The sequence below is a fragment of the Acinetobacter calcoaceticus DSM 30006 = CIP 81.8 genome (assembly GCF_000368965.1).
Taxonomy (GTDB): domain Bacteria; phylum Pseudomonadota; class Gammaproteobacteria; order Pseudomonadales; family Moraxellaceae; genus Acinetobacter; species Acinetobacter calcoaceticus.
The window spans coordinates 1,238,488-1,257,926 of record NZ_KB849780.1 but is presented as its reverse complement, the minus strand read 5'-3'; the positions used below and the strand labels follow the sequence as shown (position 1 = coordinate 1,257,926).

At 37.3% G+C, this 19,439-nt stretch carries 20 protein-coding genes; 9 read left to right on the top strand and 11 right to left on the bottom strand.

What is annotated here, in order from left to right; all coding sequences use genetic code 11:
• Positions 1–63 precede the first annotated feature (63 nt).
• From F936_RS10905 to F936_RS10880, 6 genes are all read left to right on the top strand, one after another.
• Positions 64–690, top strand: coding sequence for a 2'-5' RNA ligase family protein (locus F936_RS10905; protein WP_005047398.1), 627 nt, complete (start codon positions 64–66; stop codon positions 688–690).
• Positions 678–1,196: a bifunctional adenosylcobinamide kinase/adenosylcobinamide-phosphate guanylyltransferase gene (gene cobU, locus F936_RS10900; RefSeq protein ID WP_005047397.1), complete on the top strand. Its 519-nt coding sequence runs from the start codon at positions 678–680 to the stop codon at positions 1,194–1,196. Before F936_RS10905 ends, cobU begins: the two co-directional genes overlap by 13 nt.
• A gap of 1 nt (position 1,197) precedes the next feature.
• A complete protein-coding gene (cobT, locus tag F936_RS10895) occupies positions 1,198–2,253 on the top strand; it encodes a nicotinate-nucleotide--dimethylbenzimidazole phosphoribosyltransferase (protein WP_005047396.1) in 1,056 nt (351 codons plus the stop codon).
• Positions 2,246–2,845, top strand: coding sequence for a histidine phosphatase family protein (locus F936_RS10890; protein WP_005047394.1), 600 nt, complete (start codon positions 2,246–2,248; stop codon positions 2,843–2,845). The genes cobT and F936_RS10890 overlap by 8 nt, the downstream gene beginning before the upstream one ends.
• Positions 2,846–2,969: 124 nt before the next feature.
• Entirely contained in the window at positions 2,970–4,541 is a 1,572-nt protein-coding gene (locus F936_RS10885; RefSeq protein WP_005047393.1) for a histidine-type phosphatase, read from the top strand.
• A 108-nt stretch (positions 4,542–4,649) separates the two neighbouring features.
• Positions 4,650–5,390: an adenosylcobinamide-GDP ribazoletransferase gene (locus F936_RS10880; RefSeq protein ID WP_005047391.1), complete on the top strand. Its 741-nt coding sequence runs from the start codon at positions 4,650–4,652 to the stop codon at positions 5,388–5,390.
• 100 nt (positions 5,391–5,490) lie between these two features.
• Here F936_RS10880 and F936_RS10875 read toward each other — a convergent pair whose 3' ends face one another.
• The 6 genes from F936_RS10875 to F936_RS10850 form a co-directional block, all read right to left on the bottom strand.
• Complete coding sequence (locus F936_RS10875) at positions 5,491–6,579, bottom strand: 3-deoxy-7-phosphoheptulonate synthase (protein ID WP_026055623.1); 1,089 nt, start codon at positions 6,577–6,579, stop codon at positions 5,491–5,493.
• Positions 6,580–6,696: 117 nt separating this feature from the next.
• Positions 6,697–7,584, bottom strand: coding sequence for a sulfite exporter TauE/SafE family protein (locus F936_RS10870; RefSeq protein WP_005047388.1), 888 nt, complete (start codon positions 7,582–7,584; stop codon positions 6,697–6,699).
• A 156-nt stretch (positions 7,585–7,740) separates the two neighbouring features.
• Positions 7,741–8,022: a hypothetical protein gene (locus tag F936_RS10865; RefSeq protein ID WP_003651588.1), complete on the bottom strand. Its 282-nt coding sequence runs from the start codon at positions 8,020–8,022 to the stop codon at positions 7,741–7,743.
• Positions 8,019–9,575, bottom strand: a complete 1,557-nt coding sequence (locus F936_RS10860) for a PepSY-associated TM helix domain-containing protein (RefSeq protein WP_005047387.1) — start codon at positions 9,573–9,575, stop codon at positions 8,019–8,021. Before F936_RS10860 ends, F936_RS10865 begins: the two co-directional genes overlap by 4 nt.
• Positions 9,568–9,867, bottom strand: a complete 300-nt coding sequence (locus F936_RS19550) for a hypothetical protein (RefSeq protein ID WP_026055624.1) — start codon at positions 9,865–9,867, stop codon at positions 9,568–9,570. The genes F936_RS10860 and F936_RS19550 overlap by 8 nt, the downstream gene beginning before the upstream one ends.
• Before the next feature lie 66 nt (positions 9,868–9,933).
• The gene (locus F936_RS10850) at positions 9,934–12,069 is read right to left on the bottom strand and encodes a TonB-dependent siderophore receptor (protein ID WP_005047384.1); all 2,136 of its coding nucleotides are present in this window, start codon (positions 12,067–12,069) and stop codon (positions 9,934–9,936) included.
• A gap of 220 nt (positions 12,070–12,289) precedes the next feature.
• Here F936_RS10850 and lpxB point away from each other — a divergent pair, with 220 nt between their 5' ends.
• Entirely contained in the window at positions 12,290–13,465 is a 1,176-nt protein-coding gene (gene lpxB, locus F936_RS10845; protein WP_005047383.1) for a lipid-A-disaccharide synthase, read from the top strand.
• A 44-nt stretch (positions 13,466–13,509) separates the two neighbouring features.
• On the opposite strand, the gene F936_RS10840 is transcribed toward lpxB, so the two are convergent.
• Positions 13,510–14,379 carry a DUF2797 domain-containing protein gene (locus F936_RS10840; protein ID WP_004642701.1) on the bottom strand — a complete coding sequence of 290 codons (870 nt, stop codon included), beginning with the start codon at positions 14,377–14,379 and terminating at the stop codon, positions 13,510–13,512.
• 39 nt (positions 14,380–14,418) lie between these two features.
• On the opposite strand from F936_RS10840, the gene F936_RS10835 reads away from it, so the two are divergent.
• Both F936_RS10835 and F936_RS10830 read left to right on the top strand, forming a co-directional pair.
• Positions 14,419–14,880: a DUF6231 family protein gene (locus F936_RS10835; RefSeq protein WP_005047382.1), complete on the top strand. Its 462-nt coding sequence runs from the start codon at positions 14,419–14,421 to the stop codon at positions 14,878–14,880.
• 99 nt (positions 14,881–14,979) lie between these two features.
• Positions 14,980–15,570, top strand: coding sequence for a YidB family protein (locus F936_RS10830; protein WP_005047381.1), 591 nt, complete (start codon positions 14,980–14,982; stop codon positions 15,568–15,570).
• 121 nt (positions 15,571–15,691) lie between these two features.
• Here F936_RS10830 and F936_RS10825 read toward each other — a convergent pair whose 3' ends face one another.
• The 4 genes from F936_RS10825 to F936_RS10810 form a co-directional block, all read right to left on the bottom strand.
• On the bottom strand, positions 15,692–16,798 hold the full coding sequence (locus F936_RS10825) for a porin (protein WP_005047379.1): 1,107 nt from the start codon (positions 16,796–16,798) through the stop codon (positions 15,692–15,694).
• 255 nt (positions 16,799–17,053) lie between these two features.
• Positions 17,054–17,467 carry an HIT family protein gene (locus tag F936_RS10820; protein ID WP_004642705.1) on the bottom strand — a complete coding sequence of 138 codons (414 nt, stop codon included), beginning with the start codon at positions 17,465–17,467 and terminating at the stop codon, positions 17,054–17,056.
• Between the two features lie 18 nt (positions 17,468–17,485).
• Positions 17,486–17,755 carry a YARHG domain-containing protein gene (locus F936_RS10815; protein WP_004792570.1) on the bottom strand — a complete coding sequence of 90 codons (270 nt, stop codon included), beginning with the start codon at positions 17,753–17,755 and terminating at the stop codon, positions 17,486–17,488.
• A gap of 802 nt (positions 17,756–18,557) precedes the next feature.
• Positions 18,558–19,430 (bottom strand): NAD(P)-dependent oxidoreductase, encoded by an 873-nt coding sequence (locus tag F936_RS10810; protein WP_005047377.1) that lies wholly within the window; start codon positions 19,428–19,430, stop codon positions 18,558–18,560.
• Between the last annotated feature and the right edge of the window lie 9 nt (positions 19,431–19,439).

The following is a 19,439-nucleotide window of genomic DNA, read 5'->3' as shown; positions in this document are numbered from 1 at the left end:
TGCTTTAATACAAAAATTGAATCATTTTGAATTAAAGCTGTGCTGCTAAAACCTTCGACATCCATGGTGCCAACTCCTTTACGGGACTATCCGGAATGGCACCTTGGGCGTCAAAATTATGCCTTATGGTATCTGGAAATTAATGATCAAAAATTAGTTGATTATTTAGATGGATTGCGCGCGCATTTTTCAGATTTTCTGTTAGAACCCAATAGCCGCCAATATCATGTCACATTGTTTATATGTGGTTTTTTGACTGATGAATCTAAAGCTTATAAAGATGACTTTAGCTTTAGTGAGTTTGAGCAGCAGAGAGAAATTTTAAGAAAAAAGAATTTTGCGTCATTTGAATTAAAAATTGGTTCAGTTGATAGCTTTAGTAGTGCTTTATTTGTAGAAATCCAAGATGCCAGAAATATCTTATCTCTAATACGACAAAAGTTAGGCACAGTTTCTAATGAAATTGCAGCTTTAGATTATTGCCCACACATTACCTTAGGTCTATATAGAGAAAATTATAATAGTGATTTGATTTTACAAAAAATTTCTGAATTACCTGTACAATATAAACATGCTGAATTTGAACTTAAAATTGAGCATTTGACGTTTGGTTATTACCAGGCCCAAACTTTACAAGGTAAGTTATATTCATATCAGCATTTATTTTTAGGTGATTCATGTTGCAACTAATTTTGGGTGGTGCTCGTTCTGGTAAAAGTCGACTGGCTGAACAAACGGCAATAGCTACGCAATTAGCTGTGACTTATGTCGCAACGGCGCAAGCGCTTGATCCAGAAATGCAAAACCGAATTGCACACCATCAAAATCAGCGTCCTGCTCACTGGTCTTTGGTTGAAGAGCCATTATTTTTGGCAAAAACTTTGCAAAAAATTGATCGACCTAATCAAATTATTCTGGTGGATTGTTTAACGCTCTGGCTAACGAATTTGTTACTTTTAGATGATCAAAACGTTCAAGAGTTTGAGTGTGAGCAGCTGTTAAAAGTTTTACCTAAGCTCCAGTCAGAAATTATTTTAGTAAGTAATGAAACTGGTCTAGGTGTTGTGCCATTAGGCGAGATTAGCCGTCGTTTTGTAGATGAAGCTGGAAGACTGCATCAAGCTTTAGGACAAATTGCAGATAAGGTTATGTTTTGTGTGGCTGGTTTTCCAATGATTTTAAAAGGTGAGAAGTAAAATGAACTGGTGGTTAGAATCTGTACAGCAACCTAATCTGGAAGCAAAACAACAAGCTGAGCAACATCAACTTCAACTCACCAAACCTACAGGTGCCTTAGGTGATTTAGAGCAGATTGCAATTACACTTGCCAGTTTACAGTCCAATGCTCATCCTCAAGTTAACCATCCGTGGATCACAGTTTTTGCAGGCGATCATGGCGTGGTTGAAGAGAATATCTCTGCATATCCTCAAGCTGTCACACGCCAAATGTTGCAAAACTTCACAACTGGTGGTGCAGCAATTAGTGTAATTGCTAAATATCATCAAGCTCATTTGCAAGTCATTGATTGTGGCACAGTAGGCGGAGCATACGAATATGTCGGTGTTGAACGTCATTGTATTCGTGCGGGAACAGCAAATTTTGCCAAACAAGTGGCAATGAATGCTGAAGAATGTCGTGCTGCTTTAGAATTAGGAAAAAAGAGCGTAGATACAGCTAAAGCCGACGGCGCAGATATTTATATTGCGGGTGAAATGGGTATTGGGAATACCTGTTCTGCTTCTGCCTTAGCATGTCTTTTATTAAATGATACGGCTGAGCAATTAACTGGTGTAGGTACAGGAATTGGTGCCGATCAGTTAAGACATAAAATCGAAGTGATTGAGCAGGCAATAGAGCGTCACTACCAACATGTGATTGGGGATGCGTTTAAAACCCTAAGTGCTGTAGGCGGTTTGGAAATTGCGGCGATAACCGGTGCTTATATTCGGTGTGCTCAAATTGGCTTACCTGTAATTGTGGATGGCTTTATTAGTTCGGTAGCAGCTTTATGTGCAGTACGAATGAACCCTAAAGTACGTGACTGGATGTTATTTGGTCATCAATCGGCAGAATATGGTCACCGTCGCATTTTGCAAGAACTCAATGCCGAGCCAATTTTAAAGATGAATTTGCGTTTAGGTGAAGGTAGTGGAGCAGCTGCTGCTTTGGCATTAGTTAAAATGGCATGTGTATTACACAACCAAATGGCTACCTTTGCTCAAGCTGCTGTAAGTGGAGACAAAATTGAGTAAATTGAAAATTGATTTACTCAGACATGGTGAAAGTCAGTTTAGCCATACTTTACGTGGCCATTTAGATGATGACCTAACACCAAAAGGTTGGCAGCAAATGCAGTCAACCATTGAGCAACATAAAAATCAGACATGGGATGTCATTGTAAGTTCTTCGTTAAAACGCTGTGCATGCTTTGCGGAGCAACTTGCTAAAACAACCGAACTCCCTTTGCTTTTAAATCATGATTTAAAAGAAATGTTCTTTGGAGACTGGGAAGGCGTTTCTACTCAGCAAATTTATGAAACTTCACCAGAATTACTGGCAAATTTTTGGGAAAAACCAAGTCAATATTGTCCGCCTGGGGCAGAAACATTAATGCAATTTCAAATAAGGGTTTTGAAAGGTTTTCAAGATTTACTTGAAAATATGCAAAAGCAGAACTGGCAACACGCATTGGTAGTTACCCATGGTGGTGTCATTAAGCTATTGGCTTGTTTAGCCGGGCAGCAACCTTTAGATGACTTACTTAAAATGCCAGCGGAGCTTGGGAAATTATATTCCCTCGAATTTTCTGAAGTGGATGGTCAATTAACTTTTATGCTGAGATAGCAAATTTATATTTTTATACACTTGTAAGTTATTATTTTTATAAAGATATTTGAAGTCGTGTAATCGTACTGTCATTGCTAAAAATTAAGCTATGGGCATTTCTTATTAATCACTTATCAGACTTATGAATATTTTATTTAAAACGACGATGCTTGCTGCGTCACTGCTGCTTGTGGCTTGTAATAATAATGACGATCAAGATGATCAACCAACGACCCCACCTACAACCCAATCAAAATATTATCAAACCAAAACGCCTTATCAACCCCAACAAGATTTAAAAAGCTATGAACAAGCACCCAATGGGTTCCAGCCAGTTTTTACAGAGTTAGTGGCGCGTCATGGTTCAAGAGGTTTATCAAGTCTCAAATATGACTTGGCACTTTATAATTTGTGGAAACAGGCAAAAGCAGAAAATGCCTTAACGCCGTTAGGTGAGCAATTAGGTGCTGATTTAGAAGCAATGATGAAAGCCAATATTCTGTTAGGTTATGGTGTTGAGGGAATTCGCCAGTTTGGTTATGGAAACGAAACTATGACGGGCATTTTAGAACATCGTGGTATTGCAGATCGATTATTACAACGCTTACCAAATCTTTTAAATCCGCAAGCCTCTATATCGGTACAAAGTTCAGGTGTCGATCGTGCGGTAGATAGTGCTAAATTTTTTACGGCTGAATTAATTAAACAACAACCGCAGCTCAAAGATAAAATTGTTCCAGTCTCTTATACCAATTTGTCGAGTGCAAGCGTTCCAAGTGTTGAAGATGGTGGGGTAGACCGTTTTAAACTTTATTTCCATAGCTTGAATGCAGATGAAGACTTAACACAGCCACTCAGTGCTAGTCAGCAGAAAATTTATGATGCAAGTCATACCTATCAAGATTTTGAAGAAAATAATAATGATTTAGCCCAAAAACTTGATGAGTTATCAAAGAATTCTCTGGCTGAAAAAACTGCTCAGACTGTACTCAACCCGATTTTTAAAGCAGACTTTATTAAAAAATTGGGTACAGCGGGTTATAACTTTAGTAATACAGGGTCTTTTACCGTAACTTCGCCTAAAGGTGAGGAAATTACGGAAAAAGGTAAGGGTAAAAACACTATCGCCAGTGCAGTTGATGCAGCAGCTTATGTGTATGAGCTCTATTCGATTTCTGGTGGTATGAAAGATGAGCTAAAAGGTATCGATTTTGATAAGTATATGCCTATTGAAGCCGCAAAATTCTATGCTGAATTTAATGATGCCAATGATTTCTATGAAAAAGGCCCAAGTTTCACAGAGTCAAATCTAGTCACGAGTGAAATTGCACAAGGCTTAAAACAAGATCTGTTCCAACAAGTTGATGCTGTTGTGAATAAAGCCCAACCTTACAAAGCGGTTTTACGTTTTGCCCATGCTGAAATTATTATTCCTCTGGCGACCAGCTTAGATCTGCATAATATGATGCAGCCTCTACCTCTACGCCAGACTTATAACTATTCAACAAGCACATGGCGTGGAGAAGTGGTTTCACCTATGGCTGCCAATGTACAGTGGGATATTTATCAAAATGGCCAAGGCAATACTTTGGTAAAAATGCTTTATAACGAAAAGGAAACTTTGTTTAAGTCTGCATGTAACTATGCGCGCTATAGCCCAACCAGTTTCTACTACGACTACATAAAATTGAAACAGTGCTATCAAATACAATAGATTTTCAGTTTTCTGACGTCTTTAAAGGGAATAGGGATTGCTATTCCCATTTTTATTTCTTCATAATTCAAACTGTTTTTTAAATATAGTTCAGTTAGAGATTTGGACATGACACCCTTTTGGATCGCATTGCAATTTTTAACTGTTCTGCCGATCGAGTTAAAGATAATGCCGACGGCGCAACAAAATGGTCGAGCTATTTTGTTTTATCCATTGGTTGGACTCATTATCGGTGGCATCCTTTTTCTTATTGTATGTTTGTTCGCAAAGTTACCAATTTTTCTGCTTGCGGCCATCATAACGACTTTGTGGGTTTGGCTGACAGGAGGATTGCATTTAGATGGGCTGGCAGATACGGCAGATGCGTGGGTAGGTGGTTTTGGAGACAAGCTACGTACTTTACAAATTATGAAGGATCCAAGTTGTGGCCCCATTGGAGTATTGAGTTTAGTTGTTATATGTTTACTCAAGTTCGCACTGGTCTATGTACTGATTGAACAGCATCAAATGCTATTTTTAATATTGGTTCCTGCTCTTGGGCGCCTTGTGCCATCAATTTTATTTTTAACTACGCCGTATGTTCGAGAAAAAGGTTTAGGCCGTTCTCTGACTGATCATTTACCTAAAACAGCATCTTGGATAATAACTGGGTTAGTTTTGCTGCTACCTTTATATTGGGGATGGCAAGGTCTAATTGCCGTGATTGGCTTTTTAATGAGCCTTGTTTATTTAAGACATGTGTTTATAAAACGTATTGATGGTATTACAGGGGACACTGTGGGGGCCGCGATTGAGATTAGCGAAACTGTGCTGCTTTTTGCTTTTATCGTAAGCTATTTTTATTTATAAATAGTAAAACTTTTAAACGCTATTACGGCTTATCTAGAAATTTCATTAAAATAAAAAGCCCTCAAAAATGAGGGCTTAATCGATATTCTTAAAAGATGAATTAACGATTTGGTAAAACGTCTTTTAAAGCTTCATGCATTTCAAGCAATGTTTTTTCAGTGGTTTCCCAGTCAATACAGCCATCAGTCACTGATTTACCATATTCTAGGTCACAAAGGTTTTCAGGAATATCTTGGCGGCCGCCTTTTAAGTGACTTTCAACCATAAGACCAACAATTGACTTATTACCATCTAAAATTTGTTCAGTAATATTTTTAAGAACAAGTGGCTGTAAGTACGGGTCTTTATTTGAGTTCGCGTGACTCGCATCAATCATGATTTTATTGCTAACTTTTGCTTTCGCTAAAGCATTTTCTGCTTCTTCAACAGAGCCAGCATCATAGTTAGGCTTACCATTACCACCACGTAATACGACGTGTGCATAAGGGTTGCCGCTCGTATTAATAATCGAAACTTGACCGTCTTCGTTCAGGCCTAAGAAACTATGGCCATATTTAACAGATTGCATCGCATTGGTGGCAACAGTTAAGCCACCATCAGTACCATTTTTAAAACCAACTGGTGATGACAAACCGGAAGACATTTCGCGGTGAGTTTGACTCTCGGTGGTACGTGCACCAATTGCAGACCATGAAATTAAGTCTTGATAGTACTGTGGAGAGTTAGGGTCTAGTGCTTCAGTTGCACATGGCAGACCTTTTTCATTTAATTCGAGCAGAAGTTTACGACCAATACGTAAACCTTTTTCGATGTTAAATGAGTCATTCATGTCTGGGTCATTGATTAGACCTTTCCAACCAATTGTCGTACGTGGTTTTTCAAAATAAACACGCATGACTAGATACAATGAATCTTTAACTTTTTCGCTTAGCACTTTTAAGCGATCGGCATATTCGTGAGCAGCTTTCGGGTCGTGAATAGAGCAAGGACCAATAACGACAAACAAACGTTTATCTGAACCATCTAAAATATTACGAATAGTTTCGCGACCTTTTAGAACGGTTTGTGAAGCAACATCAGATAAAGGCAACTCTGATTTAAGCTCAGCTGGTGTTACAAGAGTTTGAATGCTTTTAATATTAACGTCGTCGATATCGGGCTTGGAAACGGATTTTGAATTTGTATTCATTGCTGTCACTGGTTCGATCATACTAAAGGTTGTTTTGTGTACTGAATATACCATGAAATAATTATGAAAATCCTACATCTCATGGTATTTCAGTTTGGAAAAATCTTATTGATTTTGCTATCTTTCAGTTGGATTGCTTGTTTTTTCAGCAATCACTACTTGTTGTTGTACCACAGGGGCTTTTGGTTTTGCTTTGACCGGGTTAACCATAAAATTAACACCAAGAGCAAATAGGGTAATCCCTAAAATTTTTCGGATTAAACGTTCAGGCATGCGGGAACTAATGAGCGTACCTACAATAATTGCTGGAATTGAACCCACCAATAACCACATAAGAAGCGTAAAGTCGACGTTACCAGCACTCATGTGTCCAAGGCCGGCCACTAATGTAAGCAATACCGCATGTACCACATCTGAACCAATAATTCGAATCATTGGCAAGTTAGGGAACATGATCACGAGCGCCATAATGCCAAATGCACCAGCGCCAACAGATGAAAGCGTTACGAATACGCCTAAAATAATACCCATAATAATGATGTAGAGGCGTTTATGGTGAATAGCCAATTGCTCATTTTCTGTTTGGGTTACTTCTTTACTTCTAAAACGATTAAAGAATTTTTCAATACGAGAACGAAAGATAATTGAAACACCAGTCAGAGTTAGCATAAAACCTAAAACCATGGTTAACACAGCTTTATAATGAGTTGACTGACTTAAATAATGTTCAAGTACCCATGAGGTAATGAAAGATGCTGGAATACTACCCACTGCAAGCCATAAAACAATAGGCCAGACAATATTGAGTTTTCTAGCATGGACCATTGAGCCACAGAACTTTGAAATTGCGGCATAAAGTAAATCGGTACCAATTGCGATATGCGGTTCAATTCTAAAAAGACTAATTAAAATTGGTGTCATTAATGACCCACCACCAACTCCTGTAATCCCTACACAGAAACCAACTAACATACCCGCTAAGATAAATTCAAAAGCACCAGACATCTTTATCGCCACTTATCACGAAACGCCCATATCTTATTCCTTTTAGAGATAAACAGTTGTCATGAATAATGATTTACTTATGCAAAAAAAAGCTAAGCAATCAAAATTTAATTGCTTAGCTTGAGCTATTTTTCATCAAATTATTAGAGTCTAAGATTATTTTGATGGTTTTAATGGGTTAAGTAGAAGTATGAGACCAAAAGTTAAGGGCGTTGCAAATATCCACCAACTGACAAAACCAATTGAAAAATTATAATGTCGAATCAGAAGATATGCGCATAAAACAAATAATATGAATGCAGCTATCTTAAAGTGCTGGTAATATTTTTGAGCTAATGATTTGAAATGACCTGTTGATTTTGGCGATCGATATTTTTCACTCGCCATAAATAACAAATACATTCCTAATAAAATTAAGATGAAAGCTATAAAGATCATGAGCTCACCTCAGTATTTAATTTATTCAGCTTCTTTTGAATTTTTTCTACAGCTTTATGCTGAATAGGTTGAATTTTGCAGAATATAAAAATCGCTAAGCCTACAAATATCCACAAAAATACATCTATACGTGCAAATACCCAATAGTTATTGAAGCTTTCAACATAATCATGCTTGAGCAAATAAATTAGATTTAAGACTGGAAGAGTCATACAAAGCAGAATAAAAATACTCAGTTGAGTTCGCCATAAATATTGTTTTTTAGTGACTAAAGCAATGATTAAGCTGATTAGCCAGACCAAGAAAAAGCTATAAATTTCATAATTGATCGTGGTTGAAGTGACTGTAAATAATCGATTCGCACTTAAATAGGCGACAGTTGCACACGGCAATCCTACAAAAGTTGCGACATTTAAACGGTCAACTAAATAGTGTCCAAAGTGAAATTTACTATTTTTATTTTGAATTTGCCGTTTAAGGCTCCAGAGTAACAAACCAGAGGCAATCATGACACAGCCTAAAATGCCAGAAAAGAAGAGACCTAAGCGAAGTAAAGGCTGGGCAAATGTTGCCATGTGTAGACCGTAAACTCCTGCATTCAGCGTTGCAATAACACTATTATTACGTGTGTCTTCTAAGACTTTGCCTGTTGAAGCATTCAATGTAATTTGAGCCTGATTCCGGGTAATTGAATGATCTTCATTTTGAATAAAGTTAATTTGAGCCTGATTGGTATTTGGATTTTTTACACTAATTGTCGATAAAGTTTGATTTCCCCAACGTTGTTGTACTTGGTTTAATAACTTTTCGATAGATAAGTTCTGAGCTGGCTGTATCGATTGATTCTCAAGCACAGTCTTTGTACGTATTTCGGTAAAATATTGATATGGGTTTTCAGGATAGAGCTTTTGCATGCCCCAAGGCAGATATAAATAAAAGAAAATGGCTAGGCCTGTAAATGTAATGGTTAAAAAGAAAGGCAGGGCAATGACCGAAGAAATATTATGAAAGTCTAACCATGAACGCTGAGACTTAAATGTACGCAAAGTAAAAAAGTCGGTGAATATTTTTTTATGGGTAATGATGCCTGAAACCAAGGCAATCAACATAATAAATGCCGCGATACAGACTAATAATCGCCCGATGAATATTGGAATACCAAAAAGTTGGTAGTGGAATTGGTAAAAAAAGTCGCCGCCTAGCGTTGCCGAAAGTTTAAGCTCTTGGCCTGTGTTTGCATCCAGAGTTGCATTTCCATAACCGCCGTCTGGTTTTTCCCAATACATGGTGTTTACCGGACTCTCAGCTGTTGCAACATTTAAATACCAAGATTTGGCATCTGGAGCATGGTCTTGTAAGTATTGATAGGCTGTTTTAATAGCAATATCTTGCTTTACTTCATATTGCACAAGTGGAGGCTGCATCCATAAATTAATTTCGTGGCGGTAATAAGACAAACTTCCCATTAAGAAAATGGCAAATACGAGCCATCCAAAAATTAAGCCAGTCCATGAGTGTAGCCATGCCATAGATTGGCGTATACCTTTATGCATAACCCACCATATGCGTTGCAAAAAAGAAAAGGGCACATAGAATGACTGATAGCCCCGTGAGTTTCAAAAGTGACTGGATGCAAAAACCTATAATTACGAATAATACATAAAATAGAATTGCTATAAATGCTGCGAGATAGATGGCTTCAGCTTTGTCGAGGGTCAAAAGAAAAATTCCAATGAGTCCAAGACTTAAATACGCCATACAGGCAAAACCCATACCGAAAACCAGCAAAAATCGATAGAAAACTTTTATGCGATATGACACAGGGAGATTTACAGTTTTGGACATCTTTAATGACACATAAACAAAGAGTAATAAGAAAAGCCAATCCCTAAATTGGGATTGGCTACGATATTAATATTTAAACTTTACAGCAACTGTATAGTTGGCAGAAGGACCATAAAATCCTTGGCCATCAGGGAAGCTATATAGATACTTCTTATCGAAAATGTTATTACCATTCGCTTGAAGCGTAATATGATTATTTACTTCATAGCTCGCCATTAAGTTGACTAAGGCATAGGCATCTTGTGTGATAGTACTGTTTACAGTTGAGTCATATAGCTTTACACCATCTTGCCATTGTAAGCCTGCTCCAACTTTCAGCTTAGGTAAAACTGACGGCGTATAGGTCGTCAGCAAATTAAGCGTCTGGTTTGGATTATAAGTTCTTGCCTCGCCACCATTCTTAATATCTTTAATACTAAATTGAGCATAACCGAAAGAAAGATTCACATTATCTGTGATTTGGCCCGATAATCCGACTTCTACACCTTGCGATTCTAAATCACTGGTTGGTACTTTTCTGTTGAGAGGATTTCCGTCAGAGTTGCGTAGCGGATAATTATTCTGCTCAGTTTTAAATACTGAAAGTGTTCCGGTTAAACGGTCATCTAGCCACGAGCTTTTTACACCCATTTCATAGCTTTTGCCGTCAATAGGTTTTAAAGCTTGATTGGTGTCTTTATCAATACCGGTTTGAGGGCGGAAAATAGAGGTATAACTCATATAACCTGTATATTCAGGTGTGAAGTTATAGGTGAGTCCAACATAGGGTGATACTTTACTTTCACTATATGACATTGGTGAGCCATAGCTTTCGCCTTTACTCTCAGCTTTGACATAGTTTGCGCCAAGTAAAAGTTTTAAATCTTCATTGAGATGTAAGCGCGTCGCGGCATAGATCGAGTCAATGTTTTGCGTATAGTTAGCCGCTTCTGTGAAATCTGACCAAGTTATAGATTGAGGTGTCCAGCTTGCCCAGTCTGTAGTCGTTGATTTTATAACATTACTATCGTTAATCGTTCCTGTAGATTGTTTATCTTGCTGACGACTACGTACATAGCTATAACCCAGAGTTGCTTCATGTTCCCTGTTAAAAAGTTTATAGGTTCCTTCGAGGTTAAAATCTACTGCATGTTTCTCTTGATGTTCTTGACCTCCCCAAGGTGTTAAAGATACGCCTGAACCATCAGCTTTTGGATAACCATAATAGTAAAGGAGGCGACTATTATGCTTAGTATCAAGATAGTTATAGGTTAGCTTCGCTGCCCATTGCTCATTAATTTTTTGCTTTAATTCGACAAAAGCATTTTGTGTTTCATTATCCCAGTGTGCCCAATCGGGGTTAGGGTTATATGAGCGGTCGTATGAAATTTGCTTGCCATTTGCATCGAGTAAGGGCAGAGCACCCCAGTTATTTGCATTCGGTTTATTTTGTTCTTGGCTATAGCCTACGGTGAGTAAAGTACTATCTGTTAAATCAGCTTCAACAATACCTGCGAAACCATTTTTTTCTGAAGAATATCGGTCAATGTAGGAATCACCCGTTTGCTCATAGCCCATGATACGGCTACGTAATTTTCCACTAGGGGTAATTGAGCCTGATACGTCAGCTTCATAACGTTGAGTATCCCAAGAACCATAATTCAAACCACCACTAGCTTGGAACTCTTGAGTTGGTCGCTTTCGAATATTGTTGATCGTTGCACTTGGGTCACCAAATGCGTTAGTCAAAGAGTCTGCACCTTTAACTATTTCTACACGATCGTAAAAGTAGGTATCAGGGTTAGTGTTGTTGTAGTTATAACCTGAGAGGGGAAAGCCCACGCCGTCAGTCAAAATATTTGAAATCTCAAAACCACGAGCCATGTACGAAGTACGTTCGGTTTCCTGATTGCTTACAGTTACTCCTGGAGTATTTTTTAGAACATCTCTCGTACTGGTAAGCCCAAAATCTTCCATTTGCTGACGAGTAACGACATTAATAGTTTGAGGAGTTTCTTTAGCCTCAATATTAAGCTTGGTTGCGCTACTCGAATTTTTAACATTGTATGCTTTGGTCTGTTCAGAAGACTGCTCAGCATTTGAGGCTTTAACTTGAATGGTCTGTAAAGCTTGTACCTCTGAGTCTTGAGCATAAGAGAGGTTCGCATAACAAATCGCGCAGGCGATTACGGTAAGCTTGAATGGTCGAGGTGGGATATTCATAAGAGTAAAGATAATGTAAATAATTCTCATTTATTTTATTGTTTGTGTATGTAAGCTACAATTCAAATTGCATTGTTAATTTAGATTAAAAGATGGTGAATGAATGTAATTTTAGATAGTGTACGCCGTGGTCGCTTTTAGTGAGGATGCATCGATCAAGTTCAAGATTGATAAGCCTCTATGCTAGAATGCGTTATTTCAAATTCTTGGGTAAATCGCCTTGGCAAACCGAAAACTTAAAATAGGCATTGTAGTTGGGGAAGTTTCAGGAGATACGCTTGGTGTTAAGCTCATGCGTAGTTTTCGTGAGCAGGGAATCGATGCTGAATTTGAGGGAATTGGTGGACCTCAAATGATTGCTGAAGGTTTTAACAGCTATTACCCAATGGAAACTTTGTCGGTAATGGGGATTGTTGAAGTACTAAAAGACTTAAAAAAACTATTCGCTGTACGTGATGGTTTAATTAACCAATGGACTGAGCATCCCGTTGATATTTTTATTGGTATTGATGCGCCAGATTTTAACCTCAGACTTTCAAAAAGTATTAAAGAAAAGAATCTTCCAATAAAAACAGTTCAATATGTGAGTCCTTCGGTTTGGGCATGGCGTCAGGGGCGTGTTCATGGCATTAAACAGAGTATAGATCTAGTTCTTTGTTTATTTCCTTTTGAAAAAGTCTTCTATGAGCAATATGAAGTTCCGGCAGCTTTTGTGGGCCATCCATTAGCGAAACAATTACCACTTGAAAATCCAATTCAAATTGCAAAAGGGCAATTAGGTCTTGATGAGAATCAAAAACATATTGCTTTGTTGCCAGGTAGCCGTAAAGGGGAAGTAGAGAGACTTTTACCTATGTTGCTGGGCGCTGCCAATATTTTGTATACCAAATATCCAGATATTCAATTTTTGATTCCCGCAATCAACGACGCACGTAAACAGCAGATTGAGCAGGGTGTTGAACAATTAGCACCTCATTTAAAAGCTGCAATTCATATTTTAGAAAATACAGATACTGAATCAAAAGTTGGCCGTATGGTCATGAATGCAAGTGACATCATTGCTTTAGCTTCTGGAACAGCGACATTAGAAGCAATGTTAATGCATAGACCTATGGTCACTTTTTATAAGTTGCATTGGTTGACCTATTTAATTGCTAAGTTTTTGGTGAAAATTCCTTATTATTCTTTACCAAATATTATTGCTGGTAAAAAAGTGATTGAAGAGTTGATTCAGGCAGATGCAACGCCAGAAAATTTAGCAGCTGAAATAGAAAAATTGATGAATGTTGAAAAGGCACAAATTCAAGTGATGCAACATTTAACCATGCATAAACAGCTTATTTCTGGAAATACAGAAGATCCAGTACAGGCAATTTTAAAAATTTTAGAAAAGTAATTAAAAAAATAGGCATTCTTCTGAATGCCTATTTCTATTTTAGTTTAAGCACGCACAATGAGCTCGTAACCCGTATATTTACGAACATTAATAACACCAATATCAAAGATTAAATATTGACCTTTAATACCTTGTAATACGCCGCGAATTTTTGGAGTTTTATCCAAATTTAACGACTTAATCTTTTCAGGGTACTGCTCAACAGGGTAAACAAACTCACGTGGTAGCTCATCTTCTAATAATTCAACGGTTTCGTTAAATTCAAGATTTTGGCTAAATTCCTCACGAATCGTTTGAATTTTGGGCGCAAATTCTTCGATTAACTGATCACGTTGCTCAGTTAGTTTTAGAGGTTCAGCTTCTCCTTTAAGGAGTTTACGCCAATCAGTTTTGTCAGCAACTAAAGAACCAAACATTGTTTCAAGCTGACCAGATAAACGACGTGATCCAACTTTCATAATTGGTAAGGCCTGAGTTGCACCTTGATCTAACCAACGACCTGGCATATGACTAACACGGGTAATGCCAACTTTCAAAGCGCTAGAATTTGCTAAATAAACAATATGGGGTTGAAAACAAACATTGTGGGCAAAGTCATCTTCACGACATGTACCTAAGTGGTAATGGCATGTTTCTGGTTTCATAATGCAGAGGTCACATTCCGCTTTCGTTTTAAAACATTTAAAGCAGTGACCTTGAGAATAAGATTTTGGTGTTTTAGTGCCACAAGAAGTGCAGTAAATATTACCTGTCCATTCGATCTCTAGTTCTTGTCCTAAATTAAAAGGAAGATCAATTTCTGAACGGTCTAATACAAATTTGTATTCAACATTTGCCTTGGTTGTCTGTTGATCAGTTACACTAGCATCTTTTAGGCCTGCATGCATTTTATGGCAAATGCCTTGTAGTTCCATAAAGTTTAAACTCACATCTTTCAATTAAGGGTTGCAGTCATGGCTGAACAAAATGTCATCGCTTCTATGCTAGACGATTTATCAAAAGAACAGCCCATTCATACTGCACTTTGTATTGGCCAAAAAATTGACCAGAATCACGCAATTCAATGGCACTATTTTAGCGTAACTGAGCTTTTAAGTCTGCCTTTTACTCAGCGTTATGATTTGGGTTTTGTATTATTTGATACTGATGAAATGCATAACATTAGTGATATGCAAAAATCACAATTATTAGTAAAGCTACGAGATTTATTAGCAAAACGAATTGTTGTGGTGAGCAGAAGAAGTGATGAACAGTTGTTACGCTCCCTAGGTTTCACTCAACTCATTGATAAAACTTCACATGATAGTGATTTTGCCCTATGGCAATTTAATATATTGACCTATAAACATGTTCCAGATTGGTTTAATTCAAAGTTTTGGGCAAACCCAGAAAACTGGAATAAATTCCGTTGGTAAAAGAGCATTAAATCTCTTTCAAAATTTAACAATTTGGCTTTTGCTGTCTGAACAAGAATCCGCGTATGCTCATGTAGAAACCATACATAAGAGTTACATATGACAAATTTAAGCAGCATTGTTGAAGTTTTGGCTAAACAAGCATTAGGTGGGAACCAGCAAGCATCAGGTCAAGGCGGTTTGGGCGGAATTTTAGGTTTAGTACTTGGACAAATGGGTGGTAATACTTCTTCTGGCGCTCAAGGGGGCCTTGGTGGAGTATTAGGTTCTGTATTAGGTCAAGTGACTGGCAATAATAATGCACCTCAAGCAGGTGGTGGTGTACAAAGTTTATTAATTGCGGTTGTGCCTTTAATTTTAGGTTGGGTTCAGCAACAAGGTGGTTTGCAAGCAGCTTTAGAAAAGTTAAAAGGAGCAGGTCTAGGTAGTCAAGTTCAAAGCTGGGTTGATCCAAACCAAGCGAATAGCGCCGTTCCAACGCAACAATTACAAAGTCTATTTAATCCCGCTGATATTGAACAAGTTGCAGAGCAAGCTCAAGCTCCAAAAGAACAAGTTTACGGTGCAATTGCTTCAGTCTTACCTCAAGTCATTGACTCATTAACGCCTCAGGGTGACAGTACAGACCATCAAGAAGCAAATCAGGACATTCAAAATGTGATGAATCTTGTGAGTGGTTTCTTGAAATAAGAAAAAGATTGTTATGAAAGCCGATAAAATTGGTATCGGCTTTTTTATTTTTCACACTACACAATAAAGAATAAAAGGGCATAAGCCCTTTTATTTTTATAATTAAATCAGATATGACTGATTAGAAATTATATTCGATACCTGTACCAACAACAGTTTGCTTGTCGTCATCATTTAGCCAGTCGCGTTTTTGTTGAGCAACGATGCCGTAGAAGCGAGCTTGTTTGTTGATTTGGTAATCAAGACCTAAACCGTACAAGTCAATTTTACGATCTGTTTGACCACTTACTTGTGTTTCAGCAGAAGCGTATTCAGCTTTCACTTTAAGTTTAGTATTTGGAATTTTATAAGCCGCTGTAACAGCATAAGCTTCCTCTTCTAAACCGCGGTATGCTTTACCAGCTTTGTCAACTGCACCATCTGATTTATATGTTTGACCATATGCAGTCAAGTCATCAGTAGGCTCAGCATGTTGCCATAAAGCACCTACAACAAAGCCTGATTTTGCGATGTCGTAAGAACCCGTTACACGGTAAGCATCTGTATAAACATCTTTCAGACCGTAAGCAGCATATTTACCTTTAATACCGAAGTCACCAGCGGCAGCCACTGCTAAGCCAAGGTCTTTGTTTTCATAACCAAGCGCAGTTGACACAGAGTCAAAGCTGTCATTTTTGCTATCTTTACCAGTTTCACCTTGTTTGCTATCTGAGGTGCTTTCACCAGTTTGAGCCATGATATTGAAAGTTAAACCCGCTAATAATTTAGGGTCTAATTCAAAACCAATCACGTTATCTAAACGGTTTTCGCCGTACATGATGTTGGTAATATCTAAACGTGTATCGTCATTAAAGATGTCTTGGTTACCACCAGCAGCAGTTTTGAAGTAAGAATCGTACTTACCTACTTTTAATGTACCAACGCCTTCAGTTTTTAAACCGATAAAACGGTTACGAGCGCTAAGATCAGTATCAGAACCTGAACCATCAGTAGAAATTGCCCATTCAGCTAAATAAACAGCAGATAGCTTGTCAGTTAATTTCTCTTCGCCTTTTACCCCAATGCGAGACGAGTTTGAGTTAACTTCAGTAACGTCACTTTTTCCATCGAAATTTTTATTGTCAACTTGGTTAATAGAAACATTCAGTTTGCCATACAAAGTTGGCGCTGCTTGCACCGCGTTTATGCTCAAAGTTGCAACTGCGGCAGCGAGTAGCAATTTCTTCATTGAGATTTCTCCAAAAAGTTTTTAAAAATGGCGTATGCCTAGTTAACTATTTATTTTGTAGTTGACTTATGTACAAAAAGTTACAAAAGCTCACCAACTTGCTAAGCAGTATCGGCAAACTTTGTGACAGGGGCGTGAAAAATAAATGACAGTTTTATGACGGTTAAAATTTAGAAATAAATTAATTATTTTAATTTTTTATAGTTTTTAGACGAAAAAAAGCGGAGTCAAAACTCCGCTTTAATGAATTAAAAATCAAAGAGCTGCTTTAATTTTCTCAGCTAATCCTTTAATTTTTTCTTGGTCACCTAACTCTACAGCATGGCGTCCAAGTTGATGCACATTTGTAGGAATAAGGTGAAAATGAACATGCGGAACAGTTTGTCCTGCCGCTGCTCCAGAAAGTTGCATCAAGACAATACCTTCTAAATTGAGGGCTTTTTCCATTGCTTTCGCAATTTTTTGAACAATTTGTATGGTATATGCGGCTGCTTCTGGAGGTAAATCAAGGAGCGTTACAGCAGGTGTTTTTGGAATAACTAATGTATGACCATCGGCTTGAGGCATAATATCCATAAAAGCTAGAACTTGATCATCTTCATAGATTTTTATCGCTGGAAGTTCATCACGTAAAATTTTTGCGAAGATATTTTGATCATCGTATGCCATGTATTATTCCTTTAAAAATTATTTACATTTCAATTCTTTCTGACGCTCTTTAATAGCATCAAGACGTTGTTGCTCTTTGTCAGAAAACTTTGGTTTTGTCGTATGACAGTTTTCATTACCATATTTTTCTTTTGCATCAGGATCTTTAAAACAAAAGCCTTTTGATGCATAAATCAAATTATAATCGTCTTGCAATTTCTGACATTCTTGCTCAGGCGTTGCAGCTTGAACGCTTAAACCAGCAATGCTCACCATGCCAGTAAAGACTGCAACCATAAATTTATTCATGAGCGTTTCCTCAGTTAAAGGTATGAACCTGTACTCAATATAAGGTTTATTACCAATATTTCAATGACTATTAATTACTCAAGTGTCATTTTGGTTGATAATTTGTTCACAATATAAATAAAAACTTTATATATCAACTATTTATAAAAATCAAATAAAAACATAAACTTAAGAAAAATTATATATATATTTCCAGAATTTGATTCTCTTTTTAATCTACTTTAACTGTTATTGAAGAGAGAAAAATATACTTCTGGTTCGGTTGATAATATATAAAAAATTGTAGGAAAAAATGAGATCTTATAGCTTTTTCATTTGCTAAATAGACGGCTTGAGTTTGAAATTGGGTCAATGAAAAAGAAATATATCAATGACATTATAAAAATACAAAGCGTGATAATTATCACATTTTTGTATTTTAGGATTAAGTGGAATTCACAGGGCCCATTTTAATTTAGACGGAAATGGGCTTTTTCTTTTGATATCTAAAATATAAATAAGCCAAAATTGATCTTAGTTTACAATTCAACTGAAAGATGTATTGATTTTACATGTTTTAACTTCTATTATGTGATCCTTAATTGCTGCGTTTGATAGTTTTTTGTTTTTGTAACCCATTTCTAAAATTGAAATGGGTTTTTTTTTATTAAAGTTATTTCGAATTATACTAATTCAATCTTCTATATTGGCATATATAGTTTGCTGCCGAGCTATATGTTTACCAATCCTTTTCTTTCGATATTCATTATGTAGCTTATTAAAATTAAGCATCTTTAATAAGCTGCCATCTAAAAGATTAAATTTATTCTAATGTAATCCTGGTCCATGCTTCATACATTTTAACTGCCGCCGAGAAGTCACTATTGTCTTCAGCAGTTAAATTCGCAGCCTGAATTAAACTTTGTGTTAATGACAAAAGTGGAGCAGGAAGCTTAGCTTGATGGACTAAATCTAAAGCAATTCCTGTATCTTTGGCCAGAAGCGGTAAACCAAAGGTTACTGGAAATTCACGACTCAATACACGCTGCGGGAAGATAGTTTCTGTTACCAGACTTTTACCACTTGAAGCGTTAATACACTCTAAAGCTTCGTTCAAGCTTACCCCATGCGCTTTTAAAGCACTAAAACCTTCTGCAACAGACCAAAGGTTGACCGCGAGTAGCATATTATTAACTGCTTTTACTGCAAATCCAGCGCCAGACTCACCGACATGTTTAATTAATTGTCCTACCGCTTGTAGAGCTGGTAATGCGCGTTCGAAAGCTGCTACATCACCACCAACCATTACAGTTAAAGTTGCATTTTCAGCTCCTACGGTTTGACCGCTTACTGGAGCATCAAGAAAATCAACATTCAATTGTTTTAATGAGCTTGCTAATGTGCGGGCAGAGTCAGGGACTCCACTTGTACAGTCTATCCAGATTGCCCCAGATTTAATTTGTACATCATTAATAAGTGCTTCTACGTCACTGCTTGTCGGTAAACATGAAAAGATAATATCTGCTTGTACCGCTTGCTCTAATGAGGCAGCCTTTGTGCCATATGCTATTGCATGTTGTTTGGCTTTTTCGAAATTTCGATTCCATACATAGACAGTATCGAAGTGTTTCGGTAAATGTGCTGCCATACGGTAGCCCATTGCACCCAAACCAATAAATGCAACAGATTGACTCATGACCTTGTC

Bases quoted from the DNA above. Each gene is read 5' to 3' on its own strand.
- F936_RS10865 (WP_003651588.1), bottom strand. From the start codon at position 8,022: ATGATCTTTATAGCTTTCATCTTAATTTTATTAGGAATGTATTTGTTA.
- F936_RS10870 (WP_005047388.1), bottom strand. From the start codon at position 7,584: ATGTCTGGTGCTTTTGAATTTATCTTAGCGGGTATGTTAGTTGGTTTC.
- F936_RS10850 (WP_005047384.1), bottom strand. From the start codon at position 12,069: ATGAATATCCCACCTCGACCATTCAAGCTTACCGTAATCGCCTGCGCG.
- F936_RS10875 (WP_026055623.1), bottom strand. From the start codon at position 6,579: ATGAATACAAATTCAAAATCCGTTTCCAAGCCCGATATCGACGACGTT.
- cobU (WP_005047397.1), top strand. From the start codon at position 678: ATGTTGCAACTAATTTTGGGTGGTGCTCGTTCTGGTAAAAGTCGACTG.
- F936_RS10830 (WP_005047381.1), top strand. From the start codon at position 14,980: ATGACAAATTTAAGCAGCATTGTTGAAGTTTTGGCTAAACAAGCATTA.
- F936_RS10885 (WP_005047393.1), top strand. From the start codon at position 2,970: ATGAATATTTTATTTAAAACGACGATGCTTGCTGCGTCACTGCTGCTT.
- F936_RS10860 (WP_005047387.1), bottom strand. From the start codon at position 9,575: ATGCATAAAGGTATACGCCAATCTATGGCATGGCTACACTCATGGACT.
- F936_RS10840 (WP_004642701.1), bottom strand. From the start codon at position 14,379: ATGGAACTACAAGGCATTTGCCATAAAATGCATGCAGGCCTAAAAGAT.
- F936_RS10905 (WP_005047398.1), top strand. From the start codon at position 64: ATGGTGCCAACTCCTTTACGGGACTATCCGGAATGGCACCTTGGGCGT.
- F936_RS10815 (WP_004792570.1), bottom strand. From the start codon at position 17,755: ATGAATAAATTTATGGTTGCAGTCTTTACTGGCATGGTGAGCATTGCT.
- F936_RS19550 (WP_026055624.1), bottom strand. From the start codon at position 9,867: ATGTCCAAAACTGTAAATCTCCCTGTGTCATATCGCATAAAAGTTTTC.
- F936_RS10880 (WP_005047391.1), top strand. From the start codon at position 4,650: ATGACACCCTTTTGGATCGCATTGCAATTTTTAACTGTTCTGCCGATC.
- F936_RS10820 (WP_004642705.1), bottom strand. From the start codon at position 17,467: ATGGCATACGATGATCAAAATATCTTCGCAAAAATTTTACGTGATGAA.
- F936_RS10810 (WP_005047377.1), bottom strand. From the start codon at position 19,430: ATGAGTCAATCTGTTGCATTTATTGGTTTGGGTGCAATGGGCTACCGT.
- cobT (WP_005047396.1), top strand. From the start codon at position 1,198: ATGAACTGGTGGTTAGAATCTGTACAGCAACCTAATCTGGAAGCAAAA.
- F936_RS10835 (WP_005047382.1), top strand. From the start codon at position 14,419: ATGGCTGAACAAAATGTCATCGCTTCTATGCTAGACGATTTATCAAAA.
- F936_RS10825 (WP_005047379.1), bottom strand. From the start codon at position 16,798: ATGAAGAAATTGCTACTCGCTGCCGCAGTTGCAACTTTGAGCATAAAC.